Source organism: Chryseobacterium sp. FG46, from assembly GCF_057809135.1.
On sequence record NZ_JBMDJJ010000003.1, the window covers coordinates 1 to 12,585 of the forward strand.

Consider the following 12,585-nt stretch of genomic DNA (forward strand, 5'->3'; position numbering starts at 1 on the left):
AGGAGTAAAAGACAAAACTTTCTTTCTATTCAGATTATCCAAACTTTTTGCTTAGCCCCCAACTTTTGCGCTTGATCCAAAGAAATCAGAAAGAAAATGAACGGCTTTTTCATAATAATATCATTGAGAAAAAAGAAAATGAAAATATTGGAAAAACATAAAGATATAAAAACAAAAAAACCTCTAAATAACATAGAGGTTTTTTCTGAGGTACCTAGCGGATTCGAACCGCTGTAGATGGTGTTGCAGACCACTGCCTAGCCGCTCGGCCAAAGTACCATTTTTACCATTTTTGAGGTGTGCAAATATAGTAAAATTTCTTTATGAACAAAAGTTTTTAAGCAATTTCTTTCTTTCCAAGATCCTCGATTTCGCTTTTTGCTTGAATTTCAGCGTGATAATTTTTAATGTTAATTACCCTTGTTTCACTCCATTTATCATGCCAGCCATTTATACCAAGAAATGATATCCCATCAAAAGGAACAATTCGGGAAAGACTTCTGTAAATAATTTGCTGTGTGGTTGGTTTTGTACCATCTGTACTGATTACTTGGGTTCCTGTAATATACTTTGCAACTGTTCTTCCATCTAAATGGTTTTCCATCAAAAAATAATAAAGACAATAATTGAAATTTCCAATAAAGAACTGCCATAATATATTTCCATTACTATATAAGTAGAAAAACTCAATTGAAGTTACTTCGTAAAGAAAATTAGCGAGAATAGAAAGAAGGTAATTAATAACAGATAGTATTATAAAATCGAGAAAATAATTGGCAAGTCTAACCCATGATGAGGCTTTATTATATTCAACAACATTTAGAATTCTTTTCATATGTAAAATTATTAGTTTTTTAGTTTTGTTTTTATTCGACGTTTTAAAATCCGTTGACAATTAATTTTAAAGAAGCATTTGTATCAATAACTGCAGTGATCCCTGTATTGCTGAGTAGAATTTTACTAGGTTTAAGATTGAAAACTTTTCCGTTCATCTTTAATCCTTTATAATATTCTTTGTTAAAGGCTTCTTCAATGCTTTTTCTTGAAGTTTCCTCCAGTTCCTGAGTGGGGATGCCATACTCTTCTTCAATCATTTTTACAATTTTCCCCTGAAATAGGAGAGAAGCGGTTTTCTGCAGAATATTGGTTGTTTTCAGCTTGAATTTGGTTTCTGACAAAACAATTTTCCTTTTTGTTTCATCATACACCGGAATTCCTGAAATAATAGAGGTCCCTTTTATATAGCCATCAGTCTGCGCTTCAATAACCACTCTGTCATCAACACCGTACACTCTGATATCGGTTACTTTTACTTTAGAATCCCGCACATCAAACTCCTTATTCAGGAAAGTTTTTCTCGCCATACTGCTTGCTTCAGTAAAAGGAATATTGGCTGTGGTCTGCAGAATAAACTTATCAGCAACTGCAGGTGTTGTATTAAAGTTGGCAACACTGGTCACTGGTGAAGATGCAGCAGGTTTATTTCCTGTGAATGTTTCGGAAAAGATATCAACACCAAGAGTAGCATTGATCTGGTTTCCATAGAACTTTAAAGGAGTGATATTAACCCCTACAGGACTTACTTTCAGCCAGGTATTATATTCCTCAGAAATATTGAAGGGCTGAAGAAAAGTATTCCAGGCCATCAAGGCATACTGCTGGAAATTCAGCTGTGCAGCCATTTGCTGATCAATTGTTTTACAGAATTTTTCCTGTTGTTCCTTTAAGCTTTTTTCGACAACAGAGGTAATAGGAATCTGTATTCTTCCATAATCAAGTACAGGTTTACTTACCCATCTGAAACCGTTCGGCCGGGTGTTTGTAATAATGGTCCAGTTATTTTTGAAAGTAACGGTAGTATTGAAAGACATTACGGTTTCGAAGGTGGTATTCTGATACGTATAAACTCCTAAAGTACCGATTCCTTTTTCTGCCCATATTTTTAAAGGAACTTCAATCAGCAGATTCTGGCTGGTTCCTCCTACAAGGCGGATAGGTCTCGTTTTCCAAACTTTTACTTTAAATTGATCATTATTATTATCAGTATAAGAGTCATCCTGATATACCAGATCTTTCACGGAAGCATTGATCATATTGCTCAGCTCCGAAAGGGGAATGGTAACAGGCATCGTAATACTGGACTTTATTTTTGGAAAATTATAAGCCGCCAGCTGATTATCAACATTGGTCTGACCAAAAGTACTGATCCCTGCGGCTAAAAATAATATTGTAACGAATTTCAATTTGTATATTTTTTAATGAACGAAAATAAGAATTTTAATTTTCCGGTTTAAAGCTCTTTTCCAACTCAATACTTGCACCTTTCATTTCTCCCTGCATTGGAGGAGCTGTTTTGGTGATTTTTAATTTAATATAATCGATCTGAGGAAAGCTGTTGTGAATTTTTGTAATCATTCTTCCAGCTGCATGTTCCAGTAATCTGGACTTTATTTTCATTTCGCTGTGGAGGATATCATTGATATCTGCATAACTTATAGTGTCATGTAAATCATCAGATTCTGCTGCTTTCCACAGATCGGTATGAAGTTCTATGTTCAGAATATAATAGGTACCGATGATATTTTCTTCAGGAAGTACACCGTGGTATGCATATATTCTTACATCTTCAAGATATATTTTGCTCATTGCTTCAGATTTTATGAAGCAAAAATCGTCTTAATTCTTCAAAATCTGAATTTATTTCTACAGTTTTTTTCTCCTTTTTCATGAGTTCCTTCAACGATTCAGGAATTTTAATCTTACTATGAATGGCTTTTTCCACAGCATCGGGGAATTTTACAGGATGGGCAGTTCCCAGAATAAATCCTTTCTGTTCAGGATTTTCTTTCAGATATTTTTCCATTGCAGCAAATGCTACAGCACTGTGAGGTTCCAGAATATATCCGTGTTTCTCGTAGACTTCCATGATGGTGTTTATGGTCTGTTCATCATCAACGGAATAAGCTGAAATTTTATTTTTTACTATTTCAAACTGATGCCCGAAAAGCTCCAGAATTCGTACGAAATTACTCGGATCTCCTACATCCATGGCATTGGATAAGGTAGCAATTGCTTTTTGTGGATGGTATTTCTGAGTTATAAAATAATCAGGAATTACATGATTGGCATTACAGGCGGCAATAAAATGATTGGCAGGCAAGCCTCTGACATGAGCCAGAAGCCCGGCACAGATATTTCCGAAGTTTCCGCTGGGTACACAGATTACGGGCTGTTCTTTGTGTTCCTGCATCCATTGTTTTAAGGCAATTAAATAGTAAATTTGCTGAGGAAGCCATCTTGCAACGTTGATAGAATTGGCAGAGGTTAAAAATAACTGACTGTTGATTTCTTCATCTGAAAAAGCCTGTTTAACAAGATTCTGACAATCATCAAAACTTCCGTTTACTTCCAATGCTGAAATGTTTTCGCCCAACGCGGTCAGTTGTTTCTCCTGAACCGGACTGACTCTGTTTTTAGGATAAAGAATGACCACATTGATTTGTGGAATTTTATAAAATCCATGGGCAACAGCTCCTCCCGTATCTCCTGAAGTAGCGACAAGAACAGTGACTTTTTTGTTCCGGTCTTTCAAAAAATAGGAAAGGCAGCGGCTCATGAATCTTGCCCCGATATCTTTAAAAGCCAGGGTAGGACCATGAAACAGTTCTAATATGGATATCTGATTATTGATTTTGACTAAAGGAATCTCAAAACTTACAGTTTCTGCAACAATTTCGTTAAGTATTTCTGATGGAATTTCATCTCCTGCAAAGTCTTTCATACATCTGTACGCAATTTCCTCATTGGAATACTGATGAAGATTTTGAATGAATTCTTCGTCAAAATGTGGAATGTTTTCAGGGAAAAATAATCCTTTTTCTTTTCCCTGACCTTTTATTGTTGCCTCTCTGAAATCAATTTTTTCCAGATGGTCTTTTAAATTATAATATTTCATTTCTGTTTTTTATGAGTAAGCTTATTCAACGATTTGGATCCCTGCCGGATTTATTTTTGAAACGTAGACAAAACTTTTTATTTCAATTTCATTATACACTGATTCCATCATCTGAGCAATTTTCTCTGCAGTTTCTTTTTGTTCAGACAGCATAAAAATAGAAGGCCCTGAACCGGAAATTCCACCTCCCAAAGCTCCCAATTGCAAGCTTTTCATCTTGATGTCATTAAATTTCGGAATCAGAATACTGCGGACAGGTTCTATAATGACATCCTTGAGGCTTCTGCCAATCAATGAAAAATCATTTTTCTGAATTCCTGCTATCAGCCCCGCTATGTTTCCCCATTGTTCAACGGCACTTTTTAAGGTAATATTTTTCTTTAAAATCTGTCTGGCATCCGAAGTTTTGACTTCTACCTGCGGATGTACTGCCGTCACAAATAAATCAGGGCTGTTAAGTGGAATAATATCAATCGGGTTGGTAGACTTTACCAGCGTAATTCCACCATAGATGCATGGTGCGATATTGTCTGCATGGCGTACCCCGGAAGCCAGTTCTTCTCCAAACATGGCAAAATGAACCATTTCTTCCTTTGATAACTTGTTTCCTAATAATACATTGGCCCCGAAGGCGGCTCCGGCGGCACTTGCCGCACTGGAGCCGAGCCCGCTTCCGGGCTTTATATGTTTATGGATAATGACCTCAAAGCCATTTTTCAGATTAAAGTGTTCCTGAATTTTTAAGAGAACAATTCCGGCAACATTTCCGGAAGGTTCTTCAGGTAGCCCGAAAGAGTCTGTATGTCTTATAATAATATCAGGAGTATCCAATAGTCTTAACTCCATTTCATCATATGGATCATGGACTGCCATTCCTAAAATATCAAATCCGCAAACCAGGTTGGCAACAGTAGCAGGTACTTTTAATTTTACTTTTTTCATAATTGTATTTTAAATAGAACGGATAATATCTGCAAAAACTCCGCTTGCCGTTACATCAGCTCCGGCACCGGCACCTTTTACAACTAAAGGCTGTTCAGAATATCTCAGAGTTTTAAAAATGACAATATTGTCTTTGCCATATAGATGAAACAGATCGCTGTCCGGAGCGATATGCTGTAAACCTACTTTTGCTTTTCCATTTTCAAATTCTGCTACGTATTTTAATATTTTGCCTTCTTTTTTAGCATTGTTCAATAAATTTTTAAAATGTTCTTCATATACTGAAAGTTTCTCATAAAAACTTTCAACGCTTCCCTCCATGCATTCTTCAGGCAGAAAACCTATATTTTCAATATCTTCAAACTGGAGCGGATATCCTGCCTCTCTGGCCAGAATTAAAATTTTTCTTGCTACATCTGTTCCGGACAGATCAAGCCTTGGATCCGGCTCTGTGTATCCTTCTTTCTGAGCCTGGGCTACAACTTCAGAAAAAGTTCTGCTTCCGTCATATTCATTAAATACAAAATTCAATGTTCCACTCAATACAGCTTTAATGGATTGAATTTGGTCTCCGCTTTTGATGAGGTCATTAATGGTTCCAATTACCGGAAGTCCTGCTCCTACGTTGGTTTCAAAATAGAAATTGCAGCTGTGGTTTCTTGCTGTATTTTTTAAAGATTTATAGCTTTTAAAATCTGAAGATGCTGCAATTTTATTACAAGCTACGATGTTTACACTTCTTTTTAATAAACTTTCATACACTTCAGGAACGTCAGAACTTGCTGTTACATCAACGAAAACAGAATTTCTAAGGTTTCTGCGGATAATTTCATCAGCAAATTCCCTTGCAGAAGCTTTTTCACCCTGTTGATTCCAGTTAAGATAATTTTCCTGTGGTATTCCCTGATCAGAAAACATCATATGACGGCTGTTGGAAACCCCAGCAATTCTGAGATTGACCAAAAAGTTTTCTTTTAAATAATCATTTTGGTTATAAATCTGCTGGATCAGTTTTGAACCCACATTTCCTGTTCCACAGATATAAAGATGGATTTGCTTTATTTCAGATTCAAAGAATTCTTCATGAAGTACATTCACTGCTTTTTTACTGTCTTTTTCTGAAATAACGATACTGATATTTCTTTCTGAAGATCCCTGCGCAATTGCTCTTATATTGATCCCGTTATTTCCAAGACATCCGAACATTTTTGCGCTCACACCGCTTCTGCTTTTCATGCTTTCTCCTACAAGCGCTACAATGGAAAGTCCTGTTTCAATTTTCACAGCATAGACCCTTTTAAGATTGATATCATCAGCAAAAGAAAAATTGATCGCGTGTTCAGCACGTAAAGCTTCTTTTTCTTCAATAGCAATGGTGATAGAATGCTCTGAAGATCCTTGTGTAATAAGAATGACATTTATTTTTTCATGACTTAAACACTGGAAAAGCCTTGCTGAAATTCCAGGAATTCCTACCATTCCGCTGCCTTCCAGTGTAAGCAGGGCAATACTGTTCATATTGGAAATTCCTACTGCAATCTGTTTTTCATCGTCTGAAGATTTCAGTTGATGAGAGATTAAAGTTCCCTGTGCATCAGGATCAAAGGTATTTTTGATGATCAGGTCTATATTTTTTACCATTACAGGCTGAATGGAAGGCGGATAAAGTACTTTTGCTCCAAAATGTGACAGTTCCATCGCTTCATGATAAGATATTTCTGAAATAGGTTTAGCGTTGGAAACCAGACGCGGATCGGCTGTCATCATTCCGCTTACATCAGTCCAGATCTGGAGTTCTTCTGCATGAACAGCTGCTGCAATGATAGATGCCGTATAATCTGATCCGCCTCTCCCTAATGTTGTGGCGTTATTTTTCTCGTCATTCGCAATAAAACCTGGTCCTACGATAATGCGGTTCTGATTTTCATTCAGAAAGCGGTCAATATTATGATCGGTGCATTTAAAATCTACTTTTGCATGGGTAAAATTACTGTCTGTTCTGATCAGTTCTGCAGAGTTCATCCAAACGCAGTCCAATCCTTCATGCCGTAATCTTGCAGCTATAATTTTTGAGGACAGAAATTCTCCGTAAGAAGCAATTTTATCTTTAATCCTATTGGTAAGTTCACCAAGAGCAGCAATTCCGTTGCACAGATCTTCGATATCGTTAAAATGTTTTTTTACAAAGCTTAGCCATGAACTTTGTTCCGCAATTGGGAAAAGTTCTTTGACCAGACTGATATGTTTTTCTTCAAGATTCTGAACAATCTGAATATAGTTTTCATCCTTTACAGAAGCATGCTCTGCTGCTTTAATCAATTGATCTGTTACTCCGTGAAGAGCTGATACAATGACAATAACTTTGCTTTTTAAAGATTCACTTTTTACGATTTTTTCCACCAGTAATATATTCTGAGAATGGGCGACTGATGTTCCGCCGAATTTTAAAACTTTCATCAAGTATTTTTTAGAATTAGGTAAATAGAATTGACTACTCTTTTAAAAAAAGAGTACAGGTGCCGGGAATAATATGTGAAAATCTACCCCGTTATGGGGTAATAATTGTTGTAGTTGTGAATGTAGAAACAGAAGATATGCCTGAAATAGGTGATTTCAGGGCAGAAATATCAGATATGTTTCTTAAATAATTCATTGTAACGGAACAAATGTACGAATTATTTTGAAACAGCCAACTTTTTAACATAATAAAAATATATTTCCTTTTTTAGAGATATATTTGGTGTAATTGATTAAAAATCTTACATTTATAATATTAACTAATAATACAATAATCATGAAAAATTTAAAGAAATTAAACCGCCGGCATCTGAAATCAATCAGTGGAGGAGATGTAAATAACTGTTTCGAGAACTGCCCTGCCGGACCTTACGGACCAGGCGAGCCAAGATACTGTGCTGATTATCATGCTTTACCGGAATGCTGTAAGGGTAGAGTGCTTGTGAGCTTTGAATGTTTTGATCCGTATTGATTTTAAAACTTTTAATGATGAAGTTGTTTAAACTTTTATAATCATTATTTTACCCACAAAAGGACAAAATTTTTAACACTTAAGTTTTTTCAGAACCAAGCCTTATGCGTAATAAGTACACCTAAGTTTTGTGAAAATCTTTGCCTATTGAGCGAAGTCGAAATGTTCGTTTTATGCTAACTTTTCTGCGGTATCATATTAAGTTTATTTAAGTGAACTCAAGTGTTTTAAAATGAACCCTTTTGTGACTTTTGTGATTTTGTAAAGTTTAAACAACTTTGATAACTCTAAAATTAAATGCAATGAAAACAATTAAAAAATTATCAAGAGAAGACAAGAAAGACATCAAAGGTAGTTTCACTGATATTCAGATTGAAGCATGCGGGAGATAGCAGTTTGTTTGTTTCCGTGGAGGCGGAAATTGGGGATGCTGGCTGAAGCCGGGAGGAACGTGTTACGCACCTATGCTGTAGCATTGAATAAAAAGAGTGAAATCAATTTAGTTTAAAATATTATGAAAAATTTAAAGAAATTAAACAGAAAAGAACTTCAAACTTTGCTGGGAGCAGGCTCGTCAACATGTGTAGGATGTCCTAAGAATACAACTTACGGAAATAATCCTGGTGATGCGCCTTGCGAGGCTTTTCATATGCTTCCTGACCGTTGTAAAATGTGTGTTATTGTTGATATGTCGTGTATGAGCGGAGGAGTGTCTTAAAAATAAAATATCTGTTTTAATAACAATAAAAAAGCACTGTAAAAACAGTGCTTTAATTTATTTTATGCTTTTAGAAAGGTCAAGCATGGCTTCAATAGGCTTCAATGCTTTTAACCTTAATTCTTCATCAATAAGAATTTCAGGAAGTTCATATTTCATACATAAATACAGCTTTTCCATTGTATTGCGCTTCATATAGAAACATTCTGAGCAGTTGCAGCTTTCATCAAAAACCAATGCAGGAATAAGTTCCTTATGAGGAGCACGTTTTCTCATTTCGTGAAGAATGCCTTCTTCCGTTGCAATGATGAATTTCTGGCAGTCATCCTTTTCTACATAGTTCAACAGGGCGGAAGTAGAACCAATAAAGTGAGCCAGTTTCAAAACAGCTTCTTCACTTTCAGGGTGTGCAATCAGTTTTGCATCCGGATTGTCTGCCAGCTGTTGAGCAATTCTTTCCATTGAAAATGCTTCATGTACTATACAGCTTCCATCCCAAAGGATCATATCACGACCTGTTTTTTTAGATAAATATCTTCCCAGGTTTTTATCCGGTGCGAAGATGATAGGTCTGTCTTTTGGAAGGGCTTCTATTACGGTTTCAGCATTTGAGCTGGTTACGATGATATCACTTTCAGCTTTAGTTTCTGCGTTACAGTTGATGTAAGTGGCAATTAAAGCATTGGGATGCTGTTCACGCATTTTTCTCAGTCCTTCTCCGGAACAACCGTCCGCCAGGGAGCACCCGGCCATGGTATCCGGCAGAACTACTTTTTTAGTTGGATTCAGAATTTTAGCGGCTTCTGCCATGAAATGTACTCCACAGAATACAATCATATCAGCATTGGTATCTTTAGCCTGTCTTGCCAGCTGTAGAGAATCACCCAGGAAATCTGCGATATCCTGAATTTCTCCCGGTTGGTAATAATGGGCAAGAATTACAGCATTTTTTTCCTCTTTAAGTTTAAGAATGGCTTTTACCAATTCTTCCCCCTGAGGAATAGCAATATCTTTTATATCCAGAAATCCTCTGACAGGAATTGCAGATTTAGCTTTTTCTAATGTTTCGGTACTCATATCAACCTCAATTTTTTACGATCAGAAGTAAGAGGTTAGAAATCAGAAGCCAGATTGTGAGAGTATTTTGATCACTTCATTTCCGCCTTCTATTTTCCAGCCATTAATTACTGATAAAACTTTTTATTAAACTTTCTATTTCTTTTTTAGCTGCATCAAGATCTTCATTAATAACGATCTTGTCAAACCCGCCGGCGTAGGACATTTCTTCTTCTGCCTTTGCGACACGGGTTTTTATGGTTTCTGCATCATCTGTATTTCTTGAAATCAATCTTCGTTCCAATTCCTCAATGGAAGGGGGTTCTATAAAAATAGACAGTGCCTTTTCACCAAAGTATTTTTTTAAAGAAATTCCTCCTTTTACATCCACATCAAAAATAACAACTTTTCCCTGATTCCAGATTTTTTCTACTTCAGATTTTAAAGTACCGTAATATTTGTCAGTATATACTTCTTCATATTCTACAAAAGCATTTTCAGAAATTTTCTGTCTGAATTCATCCGGTGTCAGAAAATGATAGTCTACAGCATGTACTTCACTTCCTCTAGGCTTTCTCGTTGTACATGAGATTGAAAATTCCAGTTCAGGAAATGTTTCCAGTGAATGTTTTACCAATGTAGTTTTTCCGCTCCCTGATGGTGCTGAAAATATAATTACTTTATCCATTTTTTACAATTTCGGGTTACGAGGTCCGAGTTTCGGGTTCTTTTCTTAGAAATGACAACCACGCATCTCATAATTCGTACCTATATTACAATACGTTTAACGTTTGTTCTTTAATTTTTTCAAGGTCATCTTTCATCATCACAACCAGTTTCTGGATTTCTGCGTGATTGGCTTTAGAACCTAATGTATTGATTTCTCTTCCGATTTCCTGAGAAATAAAGCCCAGTTTTTTCCCGTTGAAAGATTCATTGTCCATTACTTCTTTGTAATATTTCAAGTGCTGGGCAAGTCTTACCTTTTCTTCAGAAATATCAAGCTTTTCAGTGAAGTAAGCCATTTCCTGGTAAAAACGTGTTTCATCCACATTTTCGAATTCTTTCAAAGATTTCTGATAACGCTCTTTCACGCTTACAATTCTTTCTTCTTCAAAAGGAATCACTTCTGCAAGATACTTATCGATATTCTGAATATTCCTGTTTAATTCTTCATGCAGATTACTGCCTTCCGTTTTTCTGAATTCTTCGAATCTGTCTACGGCATTGTTGACAATCTTAGCCAAAGCTTCCCATTCGCCTTCCGTTAATTCGTCAGGTCTTGATGTAATGGCATCAGGAAGTCTTACCGCCATTTTAAGGTATTCGAAATTGGGACCGTCAGAAGCTATGTTTTTAAGTTCATTGATGTAAGAGTCAATTAAGTTTTTATTGATTTTTACATCATTGGACTCTTCAAGATTCTCAATATTAACGTAGCAGTCTACTTTTCCACGGATAATTCTATCATTAAGAATTTTTCTGATTTCAAATTCTTTTTCTTTATAACGTAAAGGAATTTTAATATTTAAATCAAAGCTCTTGCTGTTCAGAGATTTAATATCTATAGTAATTTTCTTTCCTTCAAAAACATCTTCGGCTCTACCGAATCCGGTCATTGATAAAATCATAGTTTTTTATTGTTCTACAAAGATAAACATTTAAGTCTATAGTTTGGCTAATGTTGAATGGCAGGAAGATGGGGGTTAGGAAGCGGGAAGATTGTTGTGAATATAAATGAGATTTAACTTTAACTTCCTGCCTCAGGCTTCAAGCTTCCGGCCAATTAAATAAACTCATTTTCGTAAATTAGCGCGGTGAAAAAGAAAAATTTAATTTCTGTAGTAGGACCCACCGGAATTGGTAAAACGAAATTGGCAATTGATTTGGCGCAGCATTTCAATACGGAGATTATTTCATGTGATTCCCGCCAGTTTTTTAAGGAAATGAAAATAGGAACGGCTGCACCTTCGGAAGATGAACTGGCTGCTGCACCTCATCATTTTATCGGAAATCTTTCAGTGGAAGACTATTATTCTATCGGGCAGTATGAAGAAGATGCGCTTCAAAAACTCAATGAGCTTTTTGCCACTCATGACACTGTAATTCTTGTTGGTGGAAGCATGATGTATGAAAAAGCGGTGATAGAAGGTCTGCATGATTTACCAGAAGCCAATGCTGAAAATCAGGAAAAACTGCAGAATATCATGGAGCAGGAGGGAATAGAAAAACTTCAGGAAATTTTACAGGAACTCGATCCCGAATATTTCAGTGTGGTGGATATTCACAATCACCGCAGGCTGTTGAGAGCCATTGATATTATCTGGCAAACGGATAAAAAATATTCTGAACATATTTCGGTTTCTCAAAATGGCAGAGATTTTAATGTCATCAGAATCGGGATAGAAGCTCCAAGGGAAGAATTATATGAAAGAATTAACCGCAGAGTGGATATCATGATGGAGAATGGACTGCTGGATGAGGTGAAAAGTCTTGAGAAATTCAAAGGGTTGACAGCTTTGAATACTGTAGGTTACGCTGAACTTTTCAAATATTTTGATGGAGAATGGGAGCTTGATTTTGCGGTTTCAGAAATTAAAAAGAACAGCCGAAGATATGCGAAACGTCAGCTGACGTGGTACAGAAAGGCGGATGATATTCATTATTTACAGTTGGGATATTCTCAAAATGATTTTGAGGATTTGCTTCAATGGATAGAGGAGCAGTTTGAAAAGTAAATACTTTTACATTATTAAATGACTTTAGAAGCTTTGAAAATATAGATTCCTACGGAATGACAAACTGGACGCTTAGTTTATCCATACACTATGTCATTCCGTAGGAATCTAAGTTTATATTCATTGTAATAAACAGAAACAATACAAAAAATGCGGCTCCAAAAAGAACCGCATCTTAAACAAATAT

General features: G+C 36.1%; 14 protein-coding genes and 1 tRNA gene. 5 read left to right on the forward strand and 10 right to left on the reverse strand.

Going from position 1 to position 12,585, the window contains the following annotated elements; translation table 11 throughout:
* Positions 1 to 208 precede the first annotated feature (208 nt).
* The 7 genes from ACODR7_RS02860 to thrA form a co-directional block, all read right to left on the reverse strand.
* Positions 209 to 279 (reverse strand) — tRNA-Cys (locus ACODR7_RS02860).
* Between the two features lie 58 nt (positions 280 to 337).
* Positions 338 to 835, reverse strand: coding sequence for an RDD family protein (locus ACODR7_RS02865; protein WP_488837126.1), 498 nt, complete (start codon positions 833 to 835; stop codon positions 338 to 340).
* 43 nt (positions 836 to 878) lie between these two features.
* The gene (locus ACODR7_RS02870) at positions 879 to 2,243 is read right to left on the reverse strand and encodes a DUF4403 family protein (RefSeq protein ID WP_488837128.1); all 1,365 of its coding nucleotides are present in this window, start codon (positions 2,241 to 2,243) and stop codon (positions 879 to 881) included.
* 34 nt (positions 2,244 to 2,277) lie between these two features.
* On the reverse strand, positions 2,278 to 2,646 hold the full coding sequence (gene folB / locus ACODR7_RS02875; protein WP_076595834.1) for a dihydroneopterin aldolase: 369 nt from the start codon (positions 2,644 to 2,646) through the stop codon (positions 2,278 to 2,280).
* A 4-nt stretch (positions 2,647 to 2,650) separates the two neighbouring features.
* Complete coding sequence (gene thrC, locus ACODR7_RS02880; RefSeq protein ID WP_488837130.1) at positions 2,651 to 3,955, reverse strand: threonine synthase; 1,305 nt, start codon at positions 3,953 to 3,955, stop codon at positions 2,651 to 2,653.
* A 21-nt stretch (positions 3,956 to 3,976) separates the two neighbouring features.
* Positions 3,977 to 4,897, reverse strand: a complete 921-nt coding sequence (locus ACODR7_RS02885) for a homoserine kinase (RefSeq protein ID WP_488837132.1) — start codon at positions 4,895 to 4,897, stop codon at positions 3,977 to 3,979.
* A gap of 9 nt (positions 4,898 to 4,906) precedes the next feature.
* Positions 4,907 to 7,354, reverse strand: coding sequence for a bifunctional aspartate kinase/homoserine dehydrogenase I (gene thrA, locus ACODR7_RS02890; RefSeq protein ID WP_488837133.1), 2,448 nt, complete (start codon positions 7,352 to 7,354; stop codon positions 4,907 to 4,909).
* Positions 7,355 to 7,413: 59 nt separating this feature from the next.
* Here thrA and ACODR7_RS02895 point away from each other — a divergent pair, with 59 nt between their 5' ends.
* The 4 genes from ACODR7_RS02895 to ACODR7_RS02910 all read left to right on the forward strand — a co-directional run bounded on the left by ACODR7_RS02895 (position 7,414) and on the right by ACODR7_RS02910 (position 8,604).
* The gene (locus tag ACODR7_RS02895) at positions 7,414 to 7,545 is read left to right on the forward strand and encodes a hypothetical protein (protein WP_488837135.1); all 132 of its coding nucleotides are present in this window, start codon (positions 7,414 to 7,416) and stop codon (positions 7,543 to 7,545) included.
* Between the two features lie 146 nt (positions 7,546 to 7,691).
* On the forward strand, positions 7,692 to 7,886 hold the full coding sequence (locus ACODR7_RS02900; protein ID WP_488837137.1) for a bacteriocin-like protein: 195 nt from the start codon (positions 7,692 to 7,694) through the stop codon (positions 7,884 to 7,886).
* A 302-nt stretch (positions 7,887 to 8,188) separates the two neighbouring features.
* Entirely contained in the window at positions 8,189 to 8,278 is a 90-nt protein-coding gene (locus ACODR7_RS02905; RefSeq protein ID WP_488837139.1) for a bacteriocin-like protein, read from the forward strand.
* Between the two features lie 122 nt (positions 8,279 to 8,400).
* Complete coding sequence (locus tag ACODR7_RS02910; protein ID WP_488837141.1) at positions 8,401 to 8,604, forward strand: bacteriocin-like protein; 204 nt, start codon at positions 8,401 to 8,403, stop codon at positions 8,602 to 8,604.
* A 57-nt stretch (positions 8,605 to 8,661) separates the two neighbouring features.
* On the opposite strand, the gene nadA is transcribed toward ACODR7_RS02910, so the two are convergent.
* From nadA to ACODR7_RS02925, 3 genes are all read right to left on the reverse strand, one after another.
* Positions 8,662 to 9,681 carry a quinolinate synthase NadA gene (nadA, locus tag ACODR7_RS02915; protein ID WP_077419045.1) on the reverse strand — a complete coding sequence of 340 codons (1,020 nt, stop codon included), beginning with the start codon at positions 9,679 to 9,681 and terminating at the stop codon, positions 8,662 to 8,664.
* A gap of 103 nt (positions 9,682 to 9,784) precedes the next feature.
* The gene (gene gmk / locus ACODR7_RS02920) at positions 9,785 to 10,348 is read right to left on the reverse strand and encodes a guanylate kinase (RefSeq protein WP_488837143.1); all 564 of its coding nucleotides are present in this window, start codon (positions 10,346 to 10,348) and stop codon (positions 9,785 to 9,787) included.
* Positions 10,349 to 10,433: 85 nt separating this feature from the next.
* Positions 10,434 to 11,291 carry a YicC/YloC family endoribonuclease gene (locus ACODR7_RS02925; RefSeq protein ID WP_076595841.1) on the reverse strand — a complete coding sequence of 286 codons (858 nt, stop codon included), beginning with the start codon at positions 11,289 to 11,291 and terminating at the stop codon, positions 10,434 to 10,436.
* Positions 11,292 to 11,477: 186 nt separating this feature from the next.
* Between ACODR7_RS02925 and miaA the strand changes: the two genes are divergently transcribed.
* Positions 11,478 to 12,398, forward strand: coding sequence for a tRNA (adenosine(37)-N6)-dimethylallyltransferase MiaA (miaA, locus tag ACODR7_RS02930; RefSeq protein ID WP_488837145.1), 921 nt, complete (start codon positions 11,478 to 11,480; stop codon positions 12,396 to 12,398).
* Positions 12,399 to 12,585: the final 187 nt, after the last annotated feature.

Coding starts and splice junctions, on each gene's coding strand:
- ACODR7_RS02865 (WP_488837126.1), bottom strand. CDS start 835: ATGAAAAGAATTCTAAATGTTGTTGAATATAATAAAGCCTCATCATGG.
- folB (WP_076595834.1), bottom strand. CDS start 2,646: ATGAGCAAAATATATCTTGAAGATGTAAGAATATATGCATACCACGGT.
- thrC (WP_488837130.1), bottom strand. CDS start 3,955: ATGAAATATTATAATTTAAAAGACCATCTGGAAAAAATTGATTTCAGA.
- ACODR7_RS02885 (WP_488837132.1), bottom strand. CDS start 4,897: ATGAAAAAAGTAAAATTAAAAGTACCTGCTACTGTTGCCAACCTGGTT.
- thrA (WP_488837133.1), bottom strand. CDS start 7,354: ATGAAAGTTTTAAAATTCGGCGGAACATCAGTCGCCCATTCTCAGAAT.
- ACODR7_RS02900 (WP_488837137.1), top strand. CDS start 7,692: ATGAAAAATTTAAAGAAATTAAACCGCCGGCATCTGAAATCAATCAGT.
- ACODR7_RS02905 (WP_488837139.1), top strand. CDS start 8,189: ATGAAAACAATTAAAAAATTATCAAGAGAAGACAAGAAAGACATCAAA.
- ACODR7_RS02910 (WP_488837141.1), top strand. CDS start 8,401: ATGAAAAATTTAAAGAAATTAAACAGAAAAGAACTTCAAACTTTGCTG.
- nadA (WP_077419045.1), bottom strand. CDS start 9,681: ATGAGTACCGAAACATTAGAAAAAGCTAAATCTGCAATTCCTGTCAGA.
- gmk (WP_488837143.1), bottom strand. CDS start 10,348: ATGGATAAAGTAATTATATTTTCAGCACCATCAGGGAGCGGAAAAACT.
- ACODR7_RS02925 (WP_076595841.1), bottom strand. CDS start 11,291: ATGATTTTATCAATGACCGGATTCGGTAGAGCCGAAGATGTTTTTGAA.